Source organism: Enterobacter sp. CCUG 70166, assembly GCF_020224095.1.
Classification (GTDB): domain Bacteria; phylum Pseudomonadota; class Gammaproteobacteria; order Enterobacterales; family Enterobacteriaceae; genus Enterobacter; species Enterobacter intestinihominis.
Window position 1 is genome coordinate 52207 of the sequence record NZ_NRIQ01000017.1, and the last position, 26627, is coordinate 78833.

Annotated in this window: 18 protein-coding genes, 2 tRNA genes and 1 pseudogene; 13 read left to right on the plus strand and 8 right to left on the minus strand. The window is 57.5% G+C overall.

All coding sequences use genetic code 11. The annotated features are described in order from the left end of the window. The first annotated feature begins 162 nt into the window (after nucleotides 1-162). Complete coding sequence (locus CKK19_RS08415) at nucleotides 163-1464, plus strand: MFS transporter (protein ID WP_063853266.1); 1302 nt, start codon at nucleotides 163-165, stop codon at nucleotides 1462-1464. A gap of 6 nt (nucleotides 1465-1470) precedes the next feature. Further along, nucleotides 1471-2259 (plus strand): substrate-binding domain-containing protein, encoded by a 789-nt coding sequence (locus tag CKK19_RS08420; RefSeq protein WP_063853267.1) that lies wholly within the window; start codon nucleotides 1471-1473, stop codon nucleotides 2257-2259. On the opposite strand, the gene CKK19_RS08425 is transcribed toward CKK19_RS08420, so the two are convergent. After that, the gene (locus tag CKK19_RS08425; protein WP_023300505.1) at nucleotides 2231-3133 is read right to left on the minus strand and encodes a LysR family transcriptional regulator; all 903 of its coding nucleotides are present in this window, start codon (nucleotides 3131-3133) and stop codon (nucleotides 2231-2233) included. The genes CKK19_RS08420 and CKK19_RS08425 overlap by 29 nt on opposite strands. A gap of 266 nt (nucleotides 3134-3399) precedes the next feature. Here CKK19_RS08425 and mtfA point away from each other — a divergent pair, with 266 nt between their 5' ends. Then, nucleotides 3400-4197 (plus strand): DgsA anti-repressor MtfA, encoded by a 798-nt coding sequence (gene mtfA, locus CKK19_RS08430; protein ID WP_022648578.1) that lies wholly within the window; start codon nucleotides 3400-3402, stop codon nucleotides 4195-4197. Here mtfA and CKK19_RS08435 read toward each other — a convergent pair. Then, nucleotides 4194-5402, minus strand: coding sequence for an MFS transporter (locus CKK19_RS08435; RefSeq protein ID WP_038416336.1), 1209 nt, complete (start codon nucleotides 5400-5402; stop codon nucleotides 4194-4196). The two genes, mtfA and CKK19_RS08435, sit on opposite strands and share 4 nt — an antisense overlap. 138 nt (nucleotides 5403-5540) lie before the next feature. Here CKK19_RS08435 and CKK19_RS08440 point away from each other — a divergent pair, with 138 nt between their 5' ends. The 6 genes from CKK19_RS08440 to CKK19_RS08465 all read left to right on the plus strand — a co-directional run bounded on the left by CKK19_RS08440 (nucleotide 5541) and on the right by CKK19_RS08465 (nucleotide 13750). Continuing rightward, nucleotides 5541-7283, plus strand: a complete 1743-nt coding sequence (locus tag CKK19_RS08440; RefSeq protein ID WP_225455088.1) for an IucA/IucC family protein — start codon at nucleotides 5541-5543, stop codon at nucleotides 7281-7283. Then, nucleotides 7283-8230: a GNAT family N-acetyltransferase gene (locus tag CKK19_RS08445; RefSeq protein WP_063853268.1), complete on the plus strand. Its 948-nt coding sequence runs from the start codon at nucleotides 7283-7285 to the stop codon at nucleotides 8228-8230. Before CKK19_RS08440 ends, CKK19_RS08445 begins: the two co-directional genes overlap by 1 nt. Beyond that, a complete protein-coding gene (gene iucC / locus CKK19_RS08450) occupies nucleotides 8227-9969 on the plus strand; it encodes an IucA/IucC family protein (protein WP_074174371.1) in 1743 nt (580 codons plus the stop codon). The genes CKK19_RS08445 and iucC overlap by 4 nt, the downstream gene beginning before the upstream one ends. Further along, a complete protein-coding gene (locus CKK19_RS08455) occupies nucleotides 9966-11291 on the plus strand; it encodes a lysine N(6)-hydroxylase/L-ornithine N(5)-oxygenase family protein (protein ID WP_023306541.1) in 1326 nt (441 codons plus the stop codon). The genes iucC and CKK19_RS08455 overlap by 4 nt, the downstream gene beginning before the upstream one ends. Nucleotides 11292-11317: 26 nt before the next feature. Continuing rightward, nucleotides 11318-13507 carry a TonB-dependent siderophore receptor gene (locus tag CKK19_RS08460; protein ID WP_063853269.1) on the plus strand — a complete coding sequence of 730 codons (2190 nt, stop codon included), beginning with the start codon at nucleotides 11318-11320 and terminating at the stop codon, nucleotides 13505-13507. Nucleotides 13508-13674: 167 nt separating this feature from the next. Beyond that, nucleotides 13675-13750 (plus strand) — tRNA-Asn (locus CKK19_RS08465). A gap of 99 nt (nucleotides 13751-13849) precedes the next feature. Here CKK19_RS08465 and cbl read toward each other — a convergent pair. Together cbl and nac are read right to left on the minus strand one after the other, a co-directional pair. Next, complete coding sequence (cbl, locus tag CKK19_RS08470; protein WP_003859532.1) at nucleotides 13850-14800, minus strand: HTH-type transcriptional regulator Cbl; 951 nt, start codon at nucleotides 14798-14800, stop codon at nucleotides 13850-13852. Between the two features lie 96 nt (nucleotides 14801-14896). Next, on the minus strand, nucleotides 14897-15814 hold the full coding sequence (nac, locus tag CKK19_RS08475) for a nitrogen assimilation transcriptional regulator NAC (protein ID WP_022648585.1): 918 nt from the start codon (nucleotides 15812-15814) through the stop codon (nucleotides 14897-14899). Nucleotides 15815-16134: 320 nt separating this feature from the next. Between nac and CKK19_RS08480 the strand changes: the two genes are divergently transcribed. Then, nucleotides 16135-16210: transfer RNA gene (locus tag CKK19_RS08480), tRNA-Asn, on the plus strand. A gap of 83 nt (nucleotides 16211-16293) precedes the next feature. On the opposite strand, the gene ldtA is transcribed toward CKK19_RS08480, so the two are convergent. From ldtA to CKK19_RS08495, 3 genes are all read right to left on the minus strand, one after another. Further along, nucleotides 16294-17226 carry a L,D-transpeptidase gene (gene ldtA, locus CKK19_RS08485; RefSeq protein WP_063853270.1) on the minus strand — a complete coding sequence of 311 codons (933 nt, stop codon included), beginning with the start codon at nucleotides 17224-17226 and terminating at the stop codon, nucleotides 16294-16296. Between the two features lie 62 nt (nucleotides 17227-17288). Beyond that, a complete protein-coding gene (locus CKK19_RS08490; protein ID WP_225455089.1) occupies nucleotides 17289-19982 on the minus strand; it encodes a cation-transporting P-type ATPase in 2694 nt (897 codons plus the stop codon). A 47-nt stretch (nucleotides 19983-20029) separates the two neighbouring features. Further along, nucleotides 20030-20461 carry a universal stress protein gene (locus tag CKK19_RS08495; RefSeq protein WP_063853271.1) on the minus strand — a complete coding sequence of 144 codons (432 nt, stop codon included), beginning with the start codon at nucleotides 20459-20461 and terminating at the stop codon, nucleotides 20030-20032. A gap of 472 nt (nucleotides 20462-20933) precedes the next feature. On the opposite strand from CKK19_RS08495, the pseudogene CKK19_RS08500 reads away from it, so the two are divergent. The 3 genes and pseudogenes from CKK19_RS08500 to CKK19_RS08510 all read left to right on the plus strand — a co-directional run bounded on the left by CKK19_RS08500 (nucleotide 20934) and on the right by CKK19_RS08510 (nucleotide 26042). Continuing rightward, nucleotides 20934-22018 (plus strand): annotated as a pseudogene (locus tag CKK19_RS08500) (efflux RND transporter periplasmic adaptor subunit). After that, nucleotides 22018-25080, plus strand: coding sequence for an efflux RND transporter permease subunit (locus tag CKK19_RS08505; RefSeq protein ID WP_063853273.1), 3063 nt, complete (start codon nucleotides 22018-22020; stop codon nucleotides 25078-25080). The pseudogene CKK19_RS08500 and the gene CKK19_RS08505 overlap by 1 nt, the downstream one beginning before the upstream one ends. Next, complete coding sequence (locus CKK19_RS08510; RefSeq protein ID WP_063853274.1) at nucleotides 25077-26042, plus strand: acyltransferase; 966 nt, start codon at nucleotides 25077-25079, stop codon at nucleotides 26040-26042. The genes CKK19_RS08505 and CKK19_RS08510 overlap by 4 nt, the downstream gene beginning before the upstream one ends. Here CKK19_RS08510 and pagP read toward each other — a convergent pair. Next, nucleotides 26039-26614 carry a lipid IV(A) palmitoyltransferase PagP gene (gene pagP / locus CKK19_RS08515; RefSeq protein ID WP_023300518.1) on the minus strand — a complete coding sequence of 192 codons (576 nt, stop codon included), beginning with the start codon at nucleotides 26612-26614 and terminating at the stop codon, nucleotides 26039-26041. The genes CKK19_RS08510 and pagP overlap by 4 nt on opposite strands. Nucleotides 26615-26627: the final 13 nt, after the last annotated feature.

Consider the following 26627-nt stretch of genomic DNA (forward strand, 5'->3'; position numbering starts at 1 on the left):
AAATGTTAAGTTATTGTTGAATATGTAAATACTGGTCAACGCTTTGTCATTAATGCACCACCCGCATCAGTCCATGCGCGATTTGCGCTTATCAATTTCCACTTCCTGATCCAGTTTTCAGAAACAGACGAGCATAACGTCACTATAAAACTGGAGATAATCATGGTTTCCTCAACCTCACCTGCAACGGTTCGTTCGAAAGCGGGCGCGATTTTCCGCGTCACGTCGGGCAACTTTCTTGAGCAATTCGACTTCTTTCTGTTCGGCTTTTATGCCACCTACATCGCCCACACGTTCTTCCCGGCAAGCAGTGAATTTGCGTCGCTGATGATGACCTTCGCCGTCTTTGGCGCGGGCTTTCTGATGCGTCCGATCGGGGCCATTGTGCTGGGGGCTTACATTGATAAAGTGGGTCGCCGTAAAGGACTGATCGTCACCCTGTCGATTATGGCCGCCGGAACCTTTCTGATTGTGCTGATCCCTTCTTATCAGAGCATTGGCCTGTGGGCGCCGCTACTGGTGCTGACCGGCCGCCTGTTGCAGGGCTTTTCGGCAGGCGCCGAGCTGGGCGGGGTTTCGGTTTATCTGGCGGAGATCGCCACGCCGGGCCGCAAGGGTTTCTACACCAGCTGGCAGTCGGGTAGCCAGCAGGTCGCCATTATGATCGCGGCGGCGATGGGCTTTGCGCTGAATATGGTGCTGGAAGAGAGTGCCATTCGCGAATGGGGGTGGCGTATTCCGTTCCTGTTTGGCTGTCTGATTGTGCCGTTCATCTTTTTCCTGCGCCGCAAGCTGGAGGAGACCGAGGAATTCAGCGCCCGTCGCCACCATCTGGCGATGCGTCAGGTCTTCACAACGCTGCTCGCCAACTGGCCAGTAGTCGTCGCGGGTATGCTGATGGTGGCGATGACCACCACCGCGTTTTACCTGATCACCGTTTACGCGCCGACCTTCGGTAAAAAAGTCCTGATGCTCAGCGCCTCGGACAGTCTTTTGGTCACGCTGCTGGTAGCCATTTCTAACTTCATCTGGCTACCGATAGGCGGTGCGTTGTCGGACCGCTTCGGACGCAAACCGGTGCTGATTGCCATGACGCTGCTGGCGCTGACGACCAGCTATCCGGCACTGACGATGCTGGCGGCAGCCCCGAGTTTCTCCATGATGCTGACCGTGCTGCTGTGGCTCTCTTTCCTCTACGGCCTGTATAACGGCGCGATGATCCCGGCCCTGACGGAGATCATGCCAGCAGAGGTGCGTGTGGCGGGCTTCTCGCTGGCTTATAGCCTCGCAACGGCGGTCTTTGGCGGTTTCACGCCGGTGATTTCTACCGCCTTAATTGAGTACACCGGCGACAAAGCCTCCCCGGGCTACTGGATGAGCTTTGCCGCCGTTTGCGCCCTGCTGGCAACGCTTTATCTCTATCGTCGTCGCACGTTAATCCTGCAAACCGCCGTTAAGGAGTGATCCCTCATGCTTACATTCAGAACGGTGATTGCCGCCCTGACCTTCGCCACCCTCAGCGCGGGCACGCTTGCGCAGGATGTAACGGTGATGATTTCTGGCGGCTTCAAAGCGGCGCTGGAGAAGCTGACGCCGCAGTACGAAGCGCAAAGCGGCGACAGGCTCATTGTGGTCTCCGGCCCGTCGATGGGCAAAACACCGCAGGCCATTCCGGCCCGGCTCGCCCGGGGCGAAAAAGCGGACGTGGTGATTATGGTTGGAGATGCGCTGGCGAAACTGGAACAGGATCGCAGGACGGCGACGGGCTCCCGCGTGGAGCTGGCGGATTCGCCCGTCGGGATGGTCGTCAAAGCGGGCGCGCCGGTGCCGGATATCAGTACGGTACCCGCCCTGCGGCAAACGCTGCTGAAGGCGCATTCCATGGCTTATTCCGACAGCGCCAGCGGCCGGTATGTTGAGAGCCAGTTGTTCCGTAAGCTGGGCATCGACGGCCAGGTCCAAAATAAAGCGCACCGGGTTGAGCGCATCCCGGTGGCGTCTGAAGTGGCAAAAGGGAAATACGATCTCGGCTTTCAGCAGGTGAGCGAGCTTCTGCCGGTCCCGGGCGTGACGTTTGTGGGTAAGTTGCCTGACGACATGCAGTACATTACCCGTTTCGCCGGAGCCGTAACGCAGAAGGCCGACCATCCCGAACAGGGAAAAGCGCTGCTGGCCTTTCTCTCCTCGCCACAGGCGGCCAGCGTCATTACGGCAACGGGCTTAACGCCCGTCAGTGCACCTCGCGATACTGCTCGGTGATCAGCGTTTCGAGTTCGGCAGCAATGTAGGACTGGATCCGCCCGCGGCGGCGAATCAACCCCACGGTTCGCCTGACCTCTGGCTCGGTTAAAGGCACCGACGTCAGCAGCGAATGCTCTGCGCGGGGCATTGACATGGCGGGAACGGCCGCAATGCCGATCCCGGCTTCAACCATCCCGAGCATAGTCGTCACGTGCCGCGTTTCGCAGATGCTGGGGCGCTCAGGCCGAATATGTCCGACCCGCTGGTCGAGAAGATTGCGGTTGCCGGAGGTCTTATCCAGACCGATATAATCCTGCTGATAAAAAGCCTGCCACGTCAGGCTTTTTCTTTTTGCAAGCGGGCTGTCTCGTCGGCAGGCGGCCACGTAGACGTCTTCCACCAGCGGGACAAACTCGATGTCGGGCTGTAAACTCCGGGCAAAGCAGATACCAAAATCCGCCTGTCCGCGGGTGACGGCCTCGATAACATTTCCGGCGCTGCTGTCGATAAGTTTAATGCGCACGCGGGGGTAACGGGACTGAAAGCGGCGGATCACATCCGGCATAAAGTAACAGGCGGCTGACGGCACCGTCGCCACGGTGATTAATCCCGTGCGCTCCTCGCTGGCCTTATCGATATCCGAAAGCATGGACTCCACGTCGACAAGCAGTTGCCCGCACCGGTCGGCAAAGGTCTGTCCATACAGGGTCAGCGTGACGCGCCGGGTGGTTCTGTCGAACAGTTTTGTCCCCAGTGCCGCCTCCAGCTTTTCAATTCTGCGACTCAACGCCGACTGGGAAAGGCAGATAGATTCTGCCGCAAGACGGAAATTGCCGTATTCCAGTAAAGCGCGAAAGGCGTAGAGATCGTTGAGGTCAAAATTGACGGGCATACTGACGGGATCCTTAAGCACGGTAGGGTAAGAAGAGATTTATCATAGCCGCGTACGACATACTTCACAAAATGAAGGGGATACCCCTAAAGCGCTATCAACCTTACGGCACATAGTGATAGTTTATGCGGGCTGGATTCCTCTTAAACAGGCTGCCAGTCTGCATGCCGCCGAAGAGGAGTGTCATACTGCTTAACAGAGTATGTTGGCATGCTAACAGCCCCTGACCTTTCCATTTTGTTCACGTGCGAGTAACGAGCAAAGCGATGATTAAGTGGCCCTGGAAAACGAACGAAGCTGGTCGAAATATGGCGCTGCCCTGGGATGAGGCTCTGGCGATCCCCGTGCTGGCGAATCTCTTGCCTGAAGAGCAATCAAAGCTGATTCAGCTGGCCGAGCGTTTTTTACAGCAAAAACGGCTGGTGCCGCTACAGGGCTTCGAACTGGATCCGCTTAAAAATTCGCGCATCGCCCTGCTCTTCTGCTTACCGGTACTGGAGCTGGGTATCGAATGGCTGGATGGCTTCCATGAAGTGCTGATCTACCCGGCGCCGTTTATCGTCGATGATGAGTGGGAGGATGACATCGGGCTGGTGCACAACCAGCGTATGGTGCAGTCCGGGCAGAGCTGGCAGCAAGGGCCGATCATCCTCAACTGGCTGGATATTCAGGACTCGTTCGATGCCTCGGGCTTCAACCTGATCATTCACGAAGTAGCGCATAAGCTGGATACCCGCAACGGCGATCGCGCCAGCGGCGTGCCGCTGATCCCGCTGCGTGAAGTCGCGGGATGGGAGCACGACCTGCACGCGGCGATGGAAAACATTCAGGATGAGATAGACCTGGTGGGTGAAAGCGCGGCCAGCATTGATGCCTATGCCGCGACCGATCCCGCCGAGTGCTTCGCGGTGCTGTCCGAGTATTTCTTTAGCGCACCTGAGCTTTTCGCCCCACGCTTCCCGGCGCTGTGGCAGCGTTTCTGCCAGTTTTACCAGCAGGATCCGCTCCAGCGTCTGCGGCAAAGTGAGGACGCAGCCAGCACCTCCTCTCATCCGTTCCACTAATGTTCAGCAGGGGTACGATCGGTCGATCGTACCCACACGCTCACCGCGAGAAACAGCAGCGCCATTCCCCATGCGGCAGTAATCAAAAACTGCTCACCGTAAAAGCGCGTCACCACGGGTACCAGCAGCGCACTGGCCCCGTACCCCAGCGTATGGCTGGTGGCGATCACCCCTGCCCCTTTGCCCGTCGTCAGCCGATCGTTGAGCAAAAGCTGGTATCCCGGCGTGGCCATGGCGGCACCCAGCGAGGTGATGACAATGCCCACGTAGAACAGGGCTAAACTGGCGAGACACATCAGCCCAAGCCCCGCCACCATCAAGACCGCGGCAATTAAGAGTAAAACCCTCGGGCTAAAATGCTGCGGGCGTACCACCAGAAACTGCGCCGCCAGGGTCGCCAGCGCGGCCAGGCTCAGCAGCAGGGCAACATGATGGCTGATTTGCACGGCATCGCCATTAAATAACGGATGAAGATGCGGCGATAAACCAAGCTGCATCAGGCTGACCAGCGCCGCCAGCAGCAGCGCCAGCAGCAGGAAAGGCATCATAGAGGCCTGTAACCGCGTCGACTGGTGCGCCACCGGCGGCAGCGGGGGATCGGCGGCTTCGCGCAGCACCAGAAGCAGCGCGATAAACGGCGCCAGCGCCATCAGCCAGAGCGGTGCGACCGGGCTGACGCTGAGCATCAGCGCGGCCAGAGGCGGTCCCAGCAGACGCCCACAGCTAAGGCCAGAGCTTATCGTTGCCAGCGCCGCCATTCTTTTATCCAGCCCCGCGCGTTGAATGGCCCACGTCTGGGCCGCAGGCACCAGCCCCGATACCGTCAGGCCGTACAGCATGCGCGACAGAACCAGGCCCGCCATTCCCCAGAGGGCATTCAGCGCGCCGTTGGCCATCGCCCAGACCACCAGCGCCATCACGACAAAGCTCGCCAGATAGCCGCCTAACGAGGCCAGCATCACGACCTTACAGCCGTGCCGCTCGCTCTGGCGTCCCCACCAGGGCGATGCGGGTAAAAAGAGCATCGAGCCGAACATCAGCAGCCCGGCCCAGACGGAGAGCGACAGTCCGGTCAGGGAGACCAGCTGCGGCAGCATGACCAGCAAACCGTTTTGTCCGATACCCAATAAACCGGCGCCCAGTGCAAGGGGCCAGTTTGCCTTCGGGGCCATATTGTCAGTGATGTTCTCAGTACAGGTGCGCATAGAATTGTGAAGATAATATCAATAAATGTGTGGAAATTATGAAGTTTATGAAAACAAATATTGCAAAAATAGTTGCAGCTGTAAACAGAATGAATATCATAACGAGAATTATTATCAGTCATGGAATGAGGTACATCTATGCGTGCTCTGCCCCGCTCCGCCGGTACAGATGTTGCGGCCCAGTGTTTTTTGAACGCGCTGCTGCGCGAAACGAAGGACTGGCACTATCTTCCCGCAACCCGTGCGGATGAGTTATCGCAGATACATATCCCGCTCTCACCAACCCAGGCCATCCGGGTTCCGGTACGCTATTTCTCCCCCACGCAACATCACCAGTATTGTTTCCCGGCCACGCTGATTCAGGCCGACAGCGACGGCGGTGACACAGTCACATTCCATCAACTGATTGATTTCATTCTTGAAAAAGAGACAGTAAAAGGCGCTCTGGACGCCGATACGCTGGCCCGCTTTAAGCAGCGCGTCCTGGAGAGCCATACGCACACCTGGCAGGCCATTGATTTACGCCACAACTGGGCAAACCTGCGCGATAAGCCGCTGACCTTTGCCGAAGCGGAACAGGCGCTGCTGGTCGGCCATGCTTTTCATCCTGCCCCAAAGTCGCACGAGCCGTTTAACGAGGCCGAGGCGCGCCGCTATCTGCCGGATTTCGCCTCGCGCTTCCCGCTGCGCTGGTTTGCGGTTGAGCATGAACTGATTGCCGGGGACAGTCTGAACGTCTCCCTGCGTGAACGTCTGCTGCGCTTCGCGGCCCAGAGTGCGCCGGATCTTCTCGGCCACTTCACCGACACCCGCTGGCTGCTGCCGATGCATCCGTGGCAGGCTGCCTATTTGCTGGAGCAGCCGTGGTGCCAGCGTCTGGTTGAAAAAGGCGCCCTGCGGGATCTTGGCGAGGCGGGCGCACAGTGGCTGCCTACCAGCTCTTCCCGCTCGCTGTACAGCGAAACCAATAGCGACATGATTAAGTTTTCCCTCAGCGTGCGGCTGACCAACTCCGTGCGCACGCTGTCGGTCAAAGAAGTTAAGCGCGGCATGCGCCTGGCGCGGCTGGCGAAAACGGCACGCTGGCAGGAACTCCAGGCGCGCTACCCGACCATGCGCGTGATGCAGGAAGACGGCTGGGCCGGGCTGCGCGATGAAAGCGGCGTCATTCAGGAAGAGAGCCTGATGGCCCTGCGCGTCAACCTGCTGTTTGATACGCCAGATACCCAAACCAACGTGCTGGTGAGCCTGACCCAGGCGGCACCGGACGGCGGCGACAGCCTGCTGGCGGCAGCGGTGCGCCGTCTGAGCCAGCGTCTGGATCTCCCGCTCGCCCAGGCCGCCCGCTGCTGGCTGGACGCCTACTGCGACCGTGTATTGCTTCCGCTGTTCAGCGCCGAGGCGGACTACGGTCTGGTCCTGCTGGCGCACCAGCAAAATATCCTCGTTGAGATGCAGCAGGATTTCCCCGTTGGGCTGATCTACCGCGATTGTCAGGGCAGCGCCTGGACCGAAGGGGCCGACGCGTGGCTGAAAGAGGCAGGCGAAACCGAGGTGGAAAACCGCTTCAGTGAGAGCCAGCTGCTGCGCTACTTCCCTTATTACCTGCTGCTGAACTCTACCCTTGCCGTCACCGCCGCGCTCGCCGCTGCCGGCTTCGACAGCGAAGAGAACCTGATGCCCCGCGTGCGTGACGCGCTGGCCAAACTGCGCACGACGGCGAAGCAGACCCGCTGCCTTGATTATGTGCTCGACAGCCCGACCTGGAACTGCAAAGGCAACTTCTTCTGCTACCTGCACGATCGCAACGAAAACACCATCGTCGATCCGGCGGTGATCTATTTCGACTTTAGCAACCCGTTTTATAAGGAGAAGGCGTGATGGCAAACGCGAACATCGTCCATTCCGGCTACGGCTTTCGCTGTACGGCCACGGAACAAAACCTGCCGCTGACGCTGGGTCTTGACGGCAGCGCGGTCCTTGCGCGTCTGGCCGGGCTCCCGGACGGCTGGCTGGTGGACGCCCTCGACCAGCTGTTTGTAGCCTCCCCCGCCCTGACCGGCATTACCCTGCCGTGGGCCGCCTGGCAGGATGAACCTCAGGCGCAGGCGCTGTTTAGCATCGCAAACGGGGATTATCTGGCGCGCGAAATATTCTGGCAGCTGCCGCTGTGGCTGAAAGGCGAACGTCCGCAGGCGAGCGGCGGAATGCAGTTTGATGAAAGCCGTCAGCTGTACTTCCCGCTGCGCCCTCATCGTCCGCAGGGCGAAGTGTATCGCCGTTACGATCCGCAGATTAAGCGCACCCTGAGCTTCCGCGTGGCGGACGTGGCGCTGGACGGCGAGCGTTTTACCCGCTGGATGAACACCCCACGCGTGAACGCCTTCTGGGAGATGGCGGGCCCGGAGGCCGAGCAGGAAAACTACCTGCGCCGTCAGCTCGACTCGACCTATTGTTACCCGGTGATCGGCTGCTTTGACGACCAGCCGTTCGGCTATTTTGAACTCTACTGGGCGGCGGAAGACCGCATTGGCCGCCACTATCGCTGGCAGCCGTTTGACCGCGGGCTACATATGCTGGTGGGTGAAGAGAACTGGCGCGGGGCGCAGTATATCCGCAGCTGGCTACGCGGCCTCAGCCACTATCTGTATCTCGATGAACCGCGTACGGCGCGCATTGTGGCGGAACCGCGCTTCGACAACCAGCGTCTGTTCCGCCATCTGGCGTCTGCCGGTTTCGACACGGTGAAAGAGTTCGACTTCCCGCACAAACGCTCCCGTCTCATCATGAGCGAGCGTCACCGCTTCTTCCATGAGGTGGAACTGTGAACGCGCTCTGGCAGAAAGTGAACCGCGAGATGGTGGCGAAGATCCTCGCTGAACTGGAATATGAACGCACCCTGCGCGCCGAGCCGGTTTCGGCGGACTACTGGCGCATCAGTATGGGCAACGCGACCTGGCAGTTTAGCGCCACGCGTGGGATCTGGGGCTGGCTGCATATTGACCCTGATACCCTCACCACCGCCAGCGGCGCGGCGGTCGAAGCGGAAAACGCGCTGCTGCAACTGGCCACCGTGCTGGAGATGAGCGACGCGCAAACGGCGGAGCACATGGAAGATCTCTACGCCACGCTGCGGGGCGACATGCAGCTGTTGCAGGCGCGTGACACGCTGGATGCCGATGCGCTGATCCACCTCGACCCGGACGAACTACAGTGCCTGATGCGCGGTCACCCGAAGTTTATTTTTAACAAGGGACGCCGCGGCTGGGGGCTGGATGCCCTGCGCCTGTACGCGCCGGAATATCGCGGGCGTTTTCGTCTGCACTGGGTCGCCGTGCAACGCGATCGTCTGGTCTGGAGCAGTGACGCCGATTGCGATATCAACACCCTGCTCGCCAGCGCCATGGATGATGCCGAGCGCACCCGATTCGACGCCCGCTGGCAGGAACTGGATCTGGACGACAGCTGGCTGCCGGTGCCGCTGCATCCGTGGCAGTGGCAGCAAAAAATTGCCATTCATTTCCTGGCACAGCTCGCGCGCGGTGAGATGGTGGAGCTGGGAGAGTTCGGCGATGAGTATCTGGCGCAGCAGTCCCTGCGCACGCTGACCAACGCCAGCCGTCGCGCGCCGTATGACATCAAGCTGCCGCTGACCATCTACAACACTTCCTGCTACCGCGGTATTCCGGGCAAGTATATTGCCGCCGGTCCGCTGGCCTCGCGCTGGCTACAGCAGCAGTTCGCCAGCGATGCCACGCTGATTCACTCCGGGGCGCAGGTGCTTGGCGAACCCGCAGCCGGATATCTGTCGCATCCGGGTTATGCCGCATTGCCTGAGGCGCCGTACCGCTATCAGGAGATGCTGGGGGTGATCTGGCGCGAGAACCCATCCTGCTATTTACAGGATGGCGAACAGGCGGTGCTGATGGCCGCGCTGATGGAAACCGATAACGACGGGCGCCCGCTGATTGACGCATGGATCAAACGCTCGGGGTTAACCGCAGACGCATGGCTGGAAAAGCTGTTTGAGGCGACGGTGATCCCCTTCTATCACCTGCTCTGCCGCTACGGGGTGGCGCTCATCGCCCACGGCCAGAACGTCACGCTGGTGATGAAAGATTACGTCCCACAGCGCATTCTGCTGAAGGATTTCCAGGGCGACATGCGCCTGGTGGACGAGGATTTCCCGCAGGCGCAGAGCCTGCCGGAGCAGGTAAAAGCCGTCACCGCACGCCTCAGTGCGGATTACATCATCCACGACCTGCAAACCGGCAACTTTGTCACGGTGCTGCGCTTTATTTCCCGTCTCACTCTGCAATGCGGCGTGAGCGAAACCCGCTTCTATCAGATCCTGGCGCAGGTGTTACGTCGCTATATGGCCGCCCATCCGGATCTTGCGGCGCGCTTCGCGAAGTTCGACCTGTTTAAGCCGCAGATAATTCGCGTGATCCTCAACCCGGTCAAACTGACCTTCTCTGAACACGATGGCGGCAGCCGCATGCTGCCGAACTACGTCTGCGATCTTGATAACCCTCTTTTTCTGGTCTCCCAGGAGTCAGCGCAATGAAAACCTATGATTTCATCGGCATTGGTATCGGTCCGTTCAACCTCAGTATTGCCGCGCTGGCAGAGGGGCTGGACGGTTTTAGCTCGCTGTTTCTTGAACGCAAGCCGCACTTCTCCTGGCACCCGGGAATGATGGTACCGGACTGCCATATGCAGACCAGCTTCCTGAAGGATCTGGTCAGCGCCGTGGAGCCAACCAACCGCCACAGCTTCCTGAACTACCTGGTACAGCGCAAAAAGTTCTACCGTTTCCTCACTACCGAGCAGCGCACCGTCTCGCGCGAGGAGTTTGCCGACTACCTGTGCTGGGCGGCGGATAACCTGACTAATCTGGCCTTCAGCCAGCAGGTGCAGCAGGTCAGCTTTGATGAGCAAAACGGTCTGTTTGAGGTCGTGACCCAGCGGGATCGCTTCCTGGCGCGCCACGTCTGCGTGGGGATTGGGAAGCAGATCAATCTGCCAGACTGCGTCACCGCGCAGGACGACACCTGCTTCCACGCCAGCGAAATGATGCTGCGCACGCCGGATTTAGCAGGCAAGCGCGTCACCGTCGTCGGCGGCGGCCAGAGCGGTGCGGATCTGTTTTTGAATATCTTCCGTGGGGAATGGGGCCAGCCGCTGAGCCTCAACTGGATCTCGCGTCGCAACAACTACAACGCGCTGGATGAAGCCGCGTTTGCTAACGAATATTTCACGCCGGAGTATGTGGACAGCTTCTCCACCCTCGGTGACGACGCCCGTCGCCAGATGTTGCAGGAGCAGAAGATGACCTCCGACGGGATCACCACGGAGTCGCTGCTGGCCATCTATCGTGCCATGTATCACCGCTTCGAAGTGCTGCGGGAAAAACCCTGGGCGCACCTGATGCCGTCCCGCTCGGTGACGGCGCTGACGCGCCAGGAGAACGGGCAGCGCCTCAGCATCCAGCATCACCTGGACGGCGGGCGCGAACAGCTTGAAAGCGATGTGGTGATTTTCGCCACCGGCTACCGCGCCGTGCAGCCCGCGTTTCTCGCCCCGCTCTCTTCCCGACTGCGTCTGGATGAGGATGAAGCCTTCTGCATCAACAACGATTTTACCCTTGAATGGGACGGCCCGCAGAGCAACCGCCTGTTTGCCGTCAATGCCGGGATGCACCGTCTCGGTATTGCCGAACCCCAGCTCAGCCTGATGGCCTGGCGCGCGGCGCGAATTCTGAATCGCGCTCACGATGACGAGCCGTTTGAACTGGCAACCACCCCCGGCGTGATCCACTGGCGGAGCACCACCAGCCCGGAGAGCAGCCAGGTTTTTAAATCATTAATGAAGACCACCGAGTACTGACACACACATTCAGGATCAACATAACAATGAAACGTTCTCATCTTTGGGTTTTAAATCCGTGCTTGCTTGCCATGCTTTCTACCTCTGCGTGGGCGGAAGAACAAAAGGAAGAAGATATTGTGGTCTCTGCCAGCCGGGCACATCGCAGCGTGGCAGAGATGGCGCAAACCACCTGGGTTATAGAGCGGGCGGAAATTGAGCAGCAGGTTCAGGGCGGGAAAGAGATTAAAGAGGTGCTGGCCCAGCTGATCCCCGGCATGGACGTCAGCAGCCAGGGACGTACCAACTACGGCATGAACCTGCGCGGTCGCTCCATGATGGTAATGGTGGACGGCGTACGTCTGAACTCGTCCCGCAGCGACAGCCGCCAGCTCGACTCTATCGATCCGTTCAACATTGACCGTATCGAAGTCATTTCCGGCGCCACCTCGCTGTACGGCGGCGGCAGTACCGGCGGTCTGGTGAACATCGTCACCAAAAAAGGCCAGCCGGAGACCGAAGTGGAGTTCCAGACCGGGGCAAAAAGCGGGTTTAACAGCCATAACGACCATGATGAGAACGTCTCAGCAGCCGTGAGCGGCGGCAACGACAATGCCTCTGGACGTCTGTCGGTCTCCTATCAGCGCTACGGCGGCTGGTATGACGGCAACGGCGACGAGGTGATTATCGATAACACCCAGACCGGCTTGCAGTATTCCGACCGTATCGACGTGATGGGAACGGGCACCATCAACATCGACGATCATCAGCAGCTCCAGTTAACCACCCAGTACTACAAGAGCGAATCCGACGGCAAGCACGGCCTGTTCCTCGGAGAGAATTTCGCTGCGGTCACGGGCGATGCCAAAGCCTATAACAAAGACAACCTGGACTCTGACCGTATCCCGGGCACAGAGCGTCACCTGATCAACCTGCAGTACTCGAACACCGACTTCTGGGGGCAGGATCTGGTTGCGCAGATTTACTACCGTGATGAGAGCCTGACCTACTACCCGTTCCCGACGCTGAGCAAAGGCGCGGTGACCAGCATTGGCGCGTCCCAGCAGAAAACCGATTTTTACGGCGGCAAGCTGACGCTAAACAGCAAGCCGATGGACGACCTGACCCTCACCTGGGGTGTGGATGCCGATCACGAAACGTTCGACGCCAACCAGCAGTTCTTCGACTTAAGCAAAGCGGCGGCGAGCGGCGGCATGGAGCTGGACAACGCCTACAACGTGGGCCGTTACCCGGGATACAGCATTACCAACCTCGCGCCGTTCCTGCAAGCCAGCTATGACATTGACGCTATCACCCTGAGCGGCGGCGTGCGCTACCAGTACACCGAAAACAAGGTGGACGATTTTGTCGGTTACGCCCAGCAGCAGGCAATCGCCACGGGCAAAGCCACCTCCGCTGACGCGGTGCCGGGCGGGAAAACCGACTACAACAACTTCCTGTTTAACGCCGGGATCCTTGGACGTCTGACCGAACAGCAACAGCTGTGGTTTAACTTCTCCCAGGGCTTCGAAATTCCGGACCTGGCGAAGTACTACGGCTCCGGCACCTATCAGCTGGTCGATGGTCACTATCGCCTGCAAAACAGCGTGAACGTGAACGACTCAACGCTGGACGGTATTAAGGTCAATGCTTACGAGCTGGGCTGGCGCTTCACCGGCGATAACCTGCGTACCCAGGTGGCGGCCTACTACTCGCTCTCGGATAAAACCATCACCATCAACAAGAGCGACATGACCATCAACCTGGAAGACGACAAACGTCGTATCTACGGGATTGAAGGCCTGGTGGATTATTTCTTCACCGACAGCGACTGGAGCACCGGGGCGAACTTTAACGCCATCAAGTCCGAAACGCGTGAAAACGGGAAATGGCAGAAGCTGACGGTCGACAGCGCCAGCCCGTCGAAAGCCAGCGCATGGGTGAACTGGGCGCCGGGCGACTGGGCCCTGCGCGTGCAGAGCACACAAACCTTCGACGTGTCTGACGCCGACGGTAAGAAGATTGATGGCTATAACACCGTTGATTTCCTGGGTAGCTACGCCCTGCCGGTGGGCAAAGTCAGCTTCAGCGTGGAGAACCTGCTGGACAAAGACTACACCACCGCCTGGGGCCAGCGCGCACCGGGGCTGTATAGTCCAACCTACGGTGCACCGGGTCTTTATACTTATAAAGGCCGTGGCCGTACGTTTGGTCTGAACTACTCCGTTCTGTTCTGATCCTGCGCGCCGCCTGTCTGCGGGCGGCGCGATTTGCTGTGCAATTTGAAAGCAAATTTGCTATTAAATCATCGGTTTGCTGAAATTGTCGGCAAACGAACAAAAACGGTGTTTTCCCCTTTGACAAGGCGCACGCAGGTCGATAATATGCGCCTCGTTCACACGATTCCTCTGTAGTTCAGTCGGTAGAACGGCGGACTGTTAATCCGTATGTCACTGGTTCGAGTCCAGTCAGAGGAGCCAAATTTGAAAAGCCTGCTTTTAAAGCAGGCTTTTTGCTTTTGTGGGTTCGGTAAATTTGCCGGGTGGCGGCTGCGCCTTACCCGGCCTACTGATTAGCGACTAAATCTGATAATCAATCGCCACCTCTTCCGGCTCCATCACCTGGCGTTTGATCTCATCCACCGACAGCCCCGCGTTGCATAGCTCAATAAAACGCCACACGTAGTTGCGCTGAAGCTGCCCGCGCTTTAGCCCCAGCCAGACGGTATTCGCGTCGAACAGGTGACGCGTATCCAGACGCACCAGATTTCCGGCCTCATATTCTCCGCCAGACTGCTCGGCCACCAGGCCAATCCCCAGCCCTAACTCGACGTAGGTTTTGATCACATCGGAATCCTGCGCGCTCAGCACCACGTCCGGTGTGAGACCTTTACGCTTGAACGCTTCATCAATGCGCGAGCGTCCGGTAATGCCCTGCCGGTAGGTAATCAGCGGCCATTTGACGATCTCTTCCAGCGTCAACGGCGAAACCTGATTCAGGGGGTGATCGGCGGGTAACAGCAGGCTGTGATGCCAGCGGAACCACGGGAACGCCACCAGCAGCGGGTCGTTGCTCAGCCGTTCACTGGCGATACCAATATCTGCCCCACCGTTATGCAGCAGCACTTCGATTTCCTGCGGCGTGCCCTGGATCAGTTCCAGACGTACGTCCGGGAAGATCTCACGAAATGCTTTGATAACGGTCGGAAGACTGTAGCGCGCCTGCGTATGGGTGGTGGCGATTGTCAGCACACCTGAAGCGTCGTTGGTAAAGAGATCTGCCAGCCGACGAACGTTGCTGGCCTCGTTGAGAATGCGCTCAGCGATGGTCAGCAATGCCTTGCCTGGCTCCGTCATGCCCAGCAGGCGCTTGCCGCGACGGATAAAAATCTCAATGCCTAACTCCTCCTCAAGCTCGCGGATATGTCGGCTGACGCCTGACTGGGAGGTGTAAAGCATGTTGGCGACCTCGGTCAGGTTGTAATCCCGCCTGGCCGCCTCACGAATAATTTTAAGTTGCTGGAAATTCACGATTCACTCCGGCGCATCTGACATAAGGCTATTGTTAGAGTCAGCCGGGCTGAAGAACAAATAATAAAAACCAGCATCTTATGCTTATTTGGAATATCAGCTGACCAGTTGCAGCTCGCGATTTTCCAGCGACGGCTTACTGACCAGAGACATCAGGATCTCTTTCACCGCCTGCGCCTGCGGTGACAGGGAGCCGCGCGCGGACATATTCAACGACAGCGGTAAGCTCATGGATGGCGTGGTGATGCGGGCCATCCAGCCATTCGCCGCGCTGCACAGTGAACGTGCGGCAGACTCGGGCAGTACCGTTACCCCCATGCCGCTGGCAATGGCGGCAGTCAGCGTGGAGATGGAATCAATCTCCCCGATAATCTTCGCCGTCAGACGGCGCAGCGAGAACGCTTCGTCAACGCGAACGCGCACGGCGCTGTAGTCGCGCGGCAGGAACAGGTTCATCTCTGCCACGGCGGTTAAATCAATGCTCTGGCCGGGGCAATCACGGGTCCCGACCAGATAAAGATCTTCCTTCAGCAGCGGCTGGCTGGTGATCCCGGCAACCGGTGAGCGATCGTACAGCACCGCCATATCCAGCTGACCGTTGAGCAGTTTGTCATTGAGCACGGAACCACTGTTCTCATGCAGATAAACCAGCACTTCCGGTAGCTCCGCGCGCACCGCCTGAAGCAGCGGCATGGTTACCGACGATGCGGCCGTTCCCGGCGCCAGGCCGATGGAGACATTCCCGCTCAGGGTCTGACCTACGTTGTGCACGGCCAGTTGCGCCTGTTCGCACTGACGCAGGATCGTACGGGCATGGGTATATAAAATTTTTCCCGCTTCGGTAGGCGTTACGCCGCGCTTGGTGCGGATCAACAGTTGCTGGTCCATTTCGCCTTCCAGAGTCGCGACCTGCTGGCTCAGCGCAGGCTGCGCGATATGCAGCACTTCAGCCGCCTGGGTCAGGCTGCCGATATCGACGATTTTTACGAAGTATTTCAGTCGTCTTAAGTTCATGTTGCCCCCTGTTCGAAAATAGCGTGCCGGTAACGGCTGTGTTGTTAAACAGGTTTTGCAATATGGATGCCAGGTTTTGGCAGCGAATAAATATCTTTGCTAAGCGGCTGAAAATAAGGAAAGCCAATCGCTGGTGCCTGTTTTCAGACAGTGACAACGGTTTCCGATCTGCCCCATTCGGGGTATATCTGCACAATAATGGTGCATTACGTTGGTAAAAACGTCAGTTTGCTGTTTTTGTCAGCAAACAGTCTAAAGTCGGCGATCCATCCTTTGACAAGGCGTACGCAGGTCGATAATATGCGCCCCGTTCACACGATTCCTCTGTAGTTCAGTCGGTAGAACGGCGGACTGTTAATCCGTATGTCACTGGTTCGAGTCCAGTCAGAGGAGCCAAATTTGAAAAGCCTGCTTTTAAAGCAGGCTTTTTGCTTTTCTGCGTTTGGTAAGTTTGTCGGGTGACGCTCCGCTTATCCGACCTACGGTCCTGTAGGCCCGGAAAGCGCAACGCCACCGGGCATTGCAAGCCTCACCGGCATCCCCGACCGCCGTTCCAGCTCAGCGCCCGCCCCTTCACTTATCAGCTGCGTCCTTTGCGCGGCCGAAATGGGCAGCGGCACTTTTCGGGTTGATTCAAATTCCGCGCGATTGCGTGAAAGCGGCTCGTGAACCTCTACCCAGCGGCTACCATCCGGCTCGGTGGTCACTTTTACGGGCTGATCGATAAGCTGTACCCTCGTTCCCACCGAAACGTTATCGAACAGGTATTTGATATCGTTATTACGCAGGCGAATGCAGCCCTGGCTGACGCGCAGGCCAATGCCGAAATTTGAGTTGGTACCGTGGATCGCGTACAGCCTGCCGATATAAAGGGCATACAGCCCCATCGGGTTATCCGGCCCGGCGGGCACGAACGCGGGCAACGTTTTCCCCTCCTTCGCGTAAGCACGTCGCGTATTTGGCGTGGGTGACCAGGTTGGGCCTTCCTGTTTGCGCTCAACGGCGGTTACCCAGTTACGCGGCGTTTCGCGCCCGGCCTGACCAATGCCAATAGGCAGCACCTCAACCGTTTTGCTGCCGGTTGGATAATAGTAAAGACGCATTTCCGCGACGTTCACCACAATCCCTTCACGCACGGTTGGCGGCAGAATAAGCTGCTGCGGCACCACCAGCGGTGTACCGGCACGCGGTAAAAACGGATCTACCCCCGGGTTAGCTTCCAGCATATTGCTTAACCCTTGCCCGTGCTGCGCTGCAAACGCTTCGAGCGGCAGGGTATTGCCTTCAGGTACGGTGACAGTTATCGGCGCTCCCACCAGGCGGCTCCCCTCGGGTGGGAGTGGGTAGGTTACAGCAGATGCAGCGGGAGCCAGTATACAAAGCGTAAAAACGAACGCGGCAAATCGAATCATAGTGTTCTGTACTCGATCAAAGAGAAAGCCTGCCGGTGGGCAGGCTTAGCCTACTCATTCAGTTAACCTTTCGTCGTGCGCCATCTCCGGGTAAGGACTTTTTCCGCTTCCACAATCATGAACATTGCGAACCCGATCAGGAAGGTAATGATCCAGTAGCGGAACGGCAGCGCTTCGGTACCGAACAACATCTGCATAAATGGCGCATAGACGATCAGAAGCTGAAGGGCCAGAAGTACGCCGCTCACGATCCATATGCCCTTGTTAGCCAGCAGACCTTTACTCAGGGAGAAGCCGTCGGTGACGCGGCAGTTGAGCATGTAAAACCACTGGGCAGTGACCAGCGTTTGCAGCAACACGGTGCGGATGAACTCCGCCGAGTAACCGCGCGGTTGCAGCCAGGCCTCCAGCACAAAGGCGCTGATGGCAATCATCAGGCCGACAAACACCACGCGCCAGATGGCGTAACCGTCCATCACGTGCAGGTTAGACTTACGCGGCGGCCGGTTCATGATGTCCTTCTCACCCGCTTCAAACGCCAGACCAAACGACAGCGTTGCCGAGGTTGCCATGTTCATCCACAGGATCAGTACCGGTGTTAACGGGATAAGGTTCCCCGCCAGCAGGGCAATAATGATCAGCAGGGCCTGGGCGATGTTGCTCGGGATAACGAACAGAATGGTCTTTTTCAGGTTGTCGTAGACCCGACGCCCTTCATGGACCGCCCGGGCAATGGTGGCAAAGTTATCATCCGTTAACACCATATCGGCGGCTTCTTTGGTGACTTCAGTACCTTTGATCCCCATCGCGATGCCGACATCCGCCCGCTTCAGCGCAGGCGCATCGTTCACGCCGTCCCCGGTCATCCCGACCACTTCCTGCTTACTTTGCAGCGCCTGCACCAGACGGAATTTATCTTCCGGGCTGGTTCGGGCAAAGATATCGTATTTTTGCGCCGCCTCGCTCAGCTGGTGGTCGTCCATCGCCTCCAGTTCGCGCCCGGTAATGGCGCTCGCCGCGTTGCCAATACCCAGCATCTGACCAATGCTCATCGCCGTTTGTGGATGATCCCCGGTAATCATTTTCACGCGAATGCCCGCCTGCAAGCAGTCGGCAATGGCCGAAATGGCTTCCGGGCGCGGGGGATCCATCATGCCCGCAATGCCGAGCAGTATGACCCCCTCTTGCAGATCCGCATGCGTCAGCTCGCGCTGCCCGCTGGCGGCCGGTTTCCAGGCCGCAGCCACCATGCGCAATCCTTCGCGCGCATACTCTTCAATCTTCTCTTCCCAATAGTGCAGGTTGAACGGCTCCAGCCCGTTTTGAGTCTGCTGGTGCTGGCAAAGACGGAAAAGGACGTCCGGCGCACCGGTGATTAACATCACCTCTTCGTCGCCCAGGCGATAAAGGGTGGACATGTATTTATATTGCGAATCGAATGGGATTTTACTGCGCAATTCGGCGTCAATTGCCGGAAGCGGGATTTTTGCCGCCAGCACCTTCAGCGCGCCTTCGGTGGGCCCGCCGGTGATTTTCCATAGCCCCTGCTCATCTTTGATCAGCTGGCTGTCATTACAGAGATCGACGGTGCGCAGATAGCGCTCCAGCACAGACCCCTGGGTCACGGTTACCGGTGTTGGATCGTCAACAGGGTGAATATTGCCCACCGGCTCGTAGCTGTCTCCCTCCACGCGGTAGGTGGTGTCCGCGGTAATCACCGCTTTTACCGTCATCTCATTCATGGTCAGGGTGCCGGTTTTATCCGAGCAGATCACCGTCATCGCCCCCAGCGTTTCCACGGTAGGCAGCTTGCGAATAATCGCCTTGCGACGCGCCATCGCCTGCACGCCCAGCGAGAGGATGATAGAGATAATGGCCGGTAAACCTTCCGGCACCGCCGCCACCGCAAGGCTAATCAGCGACAGCACCAGCTCTGATACGGGCATATCACGGAAGATAAGACTGAAAACGAACAGCGCCAGCATCATCACCAGAATGGTGATAAAAATGGTCTTGCCGAGCTTGTCCATTTGCACCATCAACGGGGTACGGTGTTTTTCAATGTCCGACATCATCTGGTTGATATGGCCGAGTTCGGTCTCCCCACCGGTCGCCACCACCAGCCCTTTTCCCCCGCCGGAGCTGACGGTGGTGCCAGAATAAAGCAGGTTGTAACGGTCGCCTAACGGCAACTCCCCGTGGAGCGCATCGCTGCTTTTCTCCACTACCGTGGATTCGCCGGTAAGAATAGCTTCTTCCACCCGCAGGTTGTGCGCCTCTATTACGCGAAGGTCGGCAGGAATGCGATCCCCGGCGCGTATCACCACGATATCTCCCGGCACCAGCGCTGTCGTCGGGATAGTTTCATGGTTGCCCTGCCGGATGACCACAGCCTCGCTGGAGAGCATGTTACGAATGCTTTGCAGCGATTTCTCCGCATTGCTCTCCTGAATATGTCCAATCAGGGCGTTGATGATGGCCACCCCAAGAATGACAAACATATCCACCCAGTGTCCCATTATCAGCTTCAGCAGCGCCGCCGCCAGTAGGACGTAAATAAGGACATCGTTGAAATGGGCCAGAAAGCGCAGCCAGCCAGGTTTACCCGGTTTTTGCGGTAAGGCATTTTCACCGTATTTTTCCAGTCTGGCGGTGGCTTCTGCACTGGTAAGTCCGTCCAGGCTGGATTTGATATTTGTCAGGGTTTCATCAACGGTCTGTTGATAATACGGATGGTGAGGCTTTTCTGTTATCATCGTTCCTTCCTCGGGTTCTTTTCAGAAATCACCTTGCTTTCATGTCATTAACGAATAACGAAAACAGGAACATGTGCATAACGAACGATACTCGCCGCCTCTGACCCTAATAAATGGGTTTGAATATTGGGATTGCGCGACCCCACAATAATCGCGCCGACGTTAAGTTCATCCGCCAGTTTGATTACCTCATCACGTATATTCCCGCTGCGAACATGTAGATGGACATTTGCTTCCGGCAGGCTGATTTTTTTTACCAGCGCGGCCAGTTTTTCTTTAGCATTATTAATCATATATTCATCCATCTTTCTCGCGTCTGCAATAAAACCGCGGGTCAGTTCCGCCGAGAACTTTGGCATAACGTACAGCAGATGGACATTACCCGATGCGCTTTGCGCCAGGAATTTGGCATGCTGTAGCGCTTTATCAGACAACGCTGTTTCGTATACATCCACCGGCACCAGAATCGTTTTATACATATCAAGCATCCTTTTTATAACCAACACAACAGTGAGTGAATCAGGAGAGATCGCATCAAACCCATGGGTACAGGCGTGAATGCCTTTTACGGAAAAAAGGAATGGATGCTATTAAACGTAGCACAGGAATATCAGGATGTTATTCAAAGGGGATACGCTATCGTATCGCTTGTTTCGCCTGAGTATGTCACGCCACTAATAATGGTTATTTAACATTTATTTATTCACCGACTATGCTCATAGTCAGACATGCAACACGTTCATTCTCATTATCCCGCGCCACCTTCAACCTCATGGAGGAATGCATGTACGGTTTAAGCCTGATTCGCCTTGGTTTGTTTATTGCGCTTGCCATTATCGCCAGCACAGCAATCGGTTTATTTACCTATGTGGTCGTCTCGGCCCTGGCGGAATAGTGCCACCCCAGCATTGATGACGAAATAAATAAAACAATTATTATCAGGGGAATACTGTGAAGCGCTACCTCTCTCTTCTGCCTGCTGTTTTATTGCTGCTGACGGCGTGCGACCCCAAACCCGACCGCGCCGCGCCCCTGCCAAAAATGGTAAAAGTCGCAGAGGTGGTCAAGGCCGGCAACGCGCAGCAGCGCGTATTTCCCGCGCGTATCGAATCCGGCGACGCCACCGATCTCGCGTTCAAACGTGCCGGGCAGATTGAGACCCTGGACATTCGCCAGGGTGCCGTTGTCAAACAGGGGCAAAGGCTCGCCAGTCTTAACGATCGCGAAGCCCGGCAGCGTCTGAACGACAGGCAAACGGCGGCGACCCTGGCTCAGCGGCAATTCGACCGCTTCCAGACCCTGGCAGGACGCCAGGCCGTGTCGAAGGCCGAGATGGATGTCCAGCGCGCAAACCGCGATTCTGCAAACGCCGCGCTACAGATTGCTCGCGAGGAATTAAGCCAGATGACGCTCGTCGCCCCCTTTAGCGGGACAGCGGCCAGCGTACATGTGCGAAATCATCAGGTCGTCTCAGCCGGCCAGCCCGTCGTCACCCTGACCCGTACCGACCTGCTGGACGTGGTGTTCAGCCTTCCAGAGAACCTGTTTAACACCTTCGATATCCGCAATGCGCAGTACAAACCGGTAGTGAGGATCAACGCCCTGCCCGGTCGCGAGTTTACCGCTGTGTACAAAGAGCACTCAGGCAGTAGCGACAGCAACACATTGACCTGGCAGGTGATTTTAACCATGCCCGCCCGGATGATTTTCCCGTCGTGGGCGGCGTCAGCGGAACGGTCACCATCAATTTAACCAACCTACCGGCGGGCGTGGGCAGTGAGGCGCTGGTGGTGCCGGTTGAAGCGGTCTTTAACCCGGATAACCGCCCGCGCAATGAGCCACACGTCTGGGTGGTGACGGGCGAAGGCGATACGTTGCACCTGGAAGATCGTAAGGTCAGCGTCGGGCAAGTCAGCGCTGAGGGGGTCGTCATCGTCGGTGGGCTTAAGGCCGGTGAACGCGTGGTGGCCGCAGGCGTTGGGGAGTTACATCCCAACCAGCCGGTACGTATCTGGACGCGTGAACGGGGACTGTAATGGATATCTCTCGTCAGTTTATCAGCAACCCGGTTCGCGTCTGGCTGACTATTCTGCTGCTGGGCGTAGGTGGCATTATTGCCCTGTTGAACATCGGCAGACTGGAAGATCCGGCGTTTACCATCAAAACGGCGGTGGTAATCACTCATTATCCGGGCGCGTCGGCGCAGCAGGTTGAGGAAGAGGTCACCCTGCCGCTGGAAAACGCGCTTCAGCAGTTACCTTACCTGGATAACGTCAGCTCCATCTCCTCCAGCGGCCTGTCGCAGATCACGGTCAATATAGCCTCGCGCTACCACTCAAATGCGCTGCCGCAAATCTGGGATGAACTGCGTCGCCGGGTGGGAGATGCCGCCCGACAGTTTCCACCGGGGGTAGTGACCCCGTTTGTGAATGACGATTTTGGCGATGTGTTCGGCTTTTTCTTTGCCATTTCCGGCGATGAATTCAGCAATCCGGAACTGGTCCGGTATGCCGAGCAGCTGCGCCGGGAGTTGGTCCTCGTGCCGGGCGTGGGCAAAGTGGCCATCGGCGGAGCCCTCACCCAGCAGATTAACGTGGACATTTCTCTGATCAAAATGGCCGCGCGCGGGATTACGCTTAACCAGCTTTCTGCCCAGCTCAGCAGGCTGAACGTGGTTTCCAGCGCGGGAGAGATCCCCTCCGGTACTGAGTCAATTCGTCTGCATCCTACCGGTGAATTCGAAAGTATTGACGAGCTGGCCGATCTCATAGTGACCCCGCCCGGCGTTGGGGCGGCTACCCGTTTACGGGATATTGCCACCCTGTCACGCGGGCTGGATGCGTCCCCTGCCAGCATCTACCATGCCAACGGCAGAAAAGCCGTCACCATGGGCGTCTCCTTTATCCCCGGCGTTAACGTGATCGACGTGGGACATGCCCTGGAGGCGAAGCTTGAGCAGATGTCAGCCGAGAAACCGGCAGGTATCCATATCGACCTGTTTTACGATCAGGCGGCGGAGGTCGGGCATTCCGTCAACGGATTTATCATTAATTTCCTGATGGCGCTGGCGATTGTCGTCGGTGTGTTGCTGATCTTTATGGGCTTACGCAGCGGGCTCATTATCGCCTTTTCCCTCGCGCTCAACGTGCTGGGCACGCTGCTGATCATGTATCTCTGGGGCATAGAACTACAGCGTATTTCACTGGGGGCGCTGATCATCGCCCTCAGTATGCTGGTCGATAACGCCATTGTGGTTGTCGAAGGGGTACTGATAGCCCGGCAGCAGGGCTCGCCCCTGCTTAACGCCATTAACGCGATTATTCGCCGCTCTGCGCTGCCGCTGCTGGGTGCGACGGTCATCGCCATCCTGGCTTTTGCGCCCGTCGGGCTGTCACAGGATTCCACCGGCGAATACTGTAAGTCGCTGTTTCAGGTGCTGTTGATTTCGCTGATGCTGAGCTGGTTCTCAGCCCTCACCATTACGCCGGTGCTGATTAAATGGTGGCTGTTTAAACATGACGCTGCACCGCCAGACGCCGACGAAACGGATCCCTACGACAAACGCATCTATCGGATCTACCGGGGTTTGCTCAATGCACTGTTACGGCGTAAAGCGCCAACGCTGATGGTGATGGCCGCACTGCTGGCTGCCGCCATCTGGGGCTTTGGCTCGGTGCGGCAGAACTTCTTCCCCTCTTCCAGTACGCCAATTTTCTTTGTCGATCTCTGGCTCCCTTACGGGACCGACATTAACTGGACCGAGAAGATGACCGGCGATATCGAGAAAACCATTAACGGCCAGCCTGGTGTGGAAACTACGGTCTCGACGATTGGTCAGGGAAGTATGCGATTTATTTTGACCTACAGCGGACAGCGGCAGTACAGCAACTATGCACAAATCATGGTGAGAATGGACGACCAGCGTAACATCCCCGCCCTGACCCGCCACGTTGATGAGTACATTGCACGGAACTACCCACAGGTTAACGCCAGCACGAAACGGGTGATGTTTGGCCCCTCCGGTGACAGCGCCATTGAAATACGTATTAAGGGCCCCGATCCGGACAGGCTGCGTCTGATCGCCAGCCATGTAGACAGTATTCTTACGCGCGATCCGGCGACGGACAGCGTCAGGAACGACTGGCAAAACCGCAGCAAAGTGATCCGCCCGCAGTACGTCACCGCGCTCGGACGTGAGCTTGGCGTGGATAAGCAAGACGTCGATAACGCCCTGGAGATGAATTTCTCCGGCAGCCGGGCGGGACTGTACAGAGAAGGAAGCGACCTGTTACCCGTGGTGGTGCGCCCGCCGGAAAGTGAGCGGCTGGACGCCAATCACCTGAATAACGTCCTGGTCTGGAGCCAGACCCGGCAGCAGTATATTCCGCTGAGCAACGTCGTCAGCGGCTTCGCGCTGGAGTGGGAAGATCCGCTGATCCTGCGTCGCGACCGCTCGCGCGTGCTGACCGTGCAGACCGACCCTGACCCGCTAAGCCAGCAAACGTCCGGCGATATTCTCGCCCGCGTGAAGCCGCAAATAGATGCCCTGCCTCTGCCCCACGGCTACAGCATTGAATGGGGCGGGGACGCGGAGAACTCCAGCGAAGCGCAGCAGGGGCTATTTACCACGCTGCCGCTCGGGTATCTGGTGATGTTTGTGATCACGGTGCTGATGTTCAGTTCGGTGAAAAACGCCGTCGCTATCTGGCTGACCGTGCCGCTGGCGCTGATCGGCGTTACGCCCGGTTTTTTACTTACCGGGATCCCCTTTGGCTTTATGGCACTGATTGGCCTGCTGAGCCTGAGCGGGATGCTGATCCGCAACGGCATTGTGCTGGTGGAAGAGATAGAGCAGCAGAAAGCGCAGCAGGATCAGCACAGTGCGATCGTTTACGCCGCCACGTCGCGCCTGCGTCCCATCCTGCTCACCGCCTTTACGACCGTGCTTGGCCTCGCCCCCCTGCTGCTGGATGTGTTCTTCCAGAGCATGGCCGTTGTGATTATGTTTGGGCTTGGGTTTGCTACAATCCTGACGCTGCTGGTACTCCCCGTAATTTACGCGTGTTTTCATCGTAAGGACGAAGCTGAACAACAATGAATGCGACAGGGCTGAACATCATCAAGACGCTGGGCTGTATGACGGCGGTCACCTTCTTCACCATCTACAACACCTGGGACCATTACGATTATGACTATCACTGGATCCTCGGTTTTTTAACCTTCATTTCGACCATCGCCACGCCGTTGTTTTTTGTGGTTGCAGGGTATCTGGATGGGCAATCCCGACACGGCACGCGCTGGCAGCTGGATAAGATCAAAAGCCTGGTGATCGTCTTTCTGTTCTGGGTAACCATTTACTACCTGTGGGAGCCCTATCAGCGCGGATATCTTATCCAGCCCTGGTTCGTGTTCACGTTTGTCGTGATTTACACTTTTCATCCGGCGGTGGAGTGGCTCAGCCAGCGGCGAACGCTGTTTTGCGGGGTGATTGTCACCCTGCTGCTTTTCTCATACGGGTACGATTTGCTGTCAGCCCTCTATCCTGATGTCCACGTGCTTTCATTGTCGCCGCAGTATCGCCTGTGGACGTGGCTGCTGTTTTATCTGACGGGGCAGCTCTTTTGCGATCCGCAGATTGCGGCGTGGATCGGCCGCAAAAATGTGGTCAGGGCAGCGGTGATTGCCATACCGTTTATCTATCTCTTCACGTGGTTTTACGAACGGCATTTCTTTTTTGCGCTATTTAAAGCGGACAGAAACGCCTTTATCCTCACCGGATCGCAAATCTACATTCTGATTATCGCCCTGGTGATTGCGGCCAACGGCGTTCGTTTTCGCCGCAATGCGGAGTTTAAAGAGTCCGTGCTGGCCGCCATTAGCAAAACGATGACCGGGGTCTATATCATGCACTACTCGGTGTTTCACCTGCTGACGGCGCTCATTCCGGTAACGTCCCTGAGCACCAAACTTGCTCTGATTGTGCTCACCTTTGTTACGTCGGTCCTGTTTTCGCTGCTGATTCTGTCCAACGCAGTGGCCAAAAAAGTGATCACACTTTAAAAGCCCAGGCGCAGCCAGGCAAACAGCACGTTGCCGTTGTTGTAGGTTCCGGGAATATAGGTGAACTGGACGGTGACGCGCTTATATCCGGCAGAAAAAAGCGGGAAGATAAATGGCAGCGGGACATAGTTGGCAAAGTCGTCGCGCGCGGTGATCCCCGCGGCGGCCCCCAGCCCCAGACGGAAATCTTTTGCGTTATCCAGATACCAGCCCTTTTCCCAGCCGTAGCCCATCGCGGGCTGCCACTCGTTATGTGAATCTTTAAACATCATGGCAAAGAGTGCGCTCCAGTTGCCCTCGTCGTTGTAGCGAGAAACGCCCAGTCCGCCGCCCCACGGCATTTCGTTGTAGTTATCCGTTTTCTCTTTGTCATACATAAAGCGGGCATGCCAGCTCAGAAACGGCAGGTAGAGATCGTAACGATCTGGCTGCTCCCAGGTCTGGGAAATATCGTCTGTTACCGCATCCCACCAGCGGTGGATGCGCTGTTCGCCGTAGACTTTTGGCTCCGCATGCAGCGGCGAAGCCACCAAAAACAGGACTACCCAGAGTGCAGGAAAGAGGCGTTGCATCGTTATTCCCTCA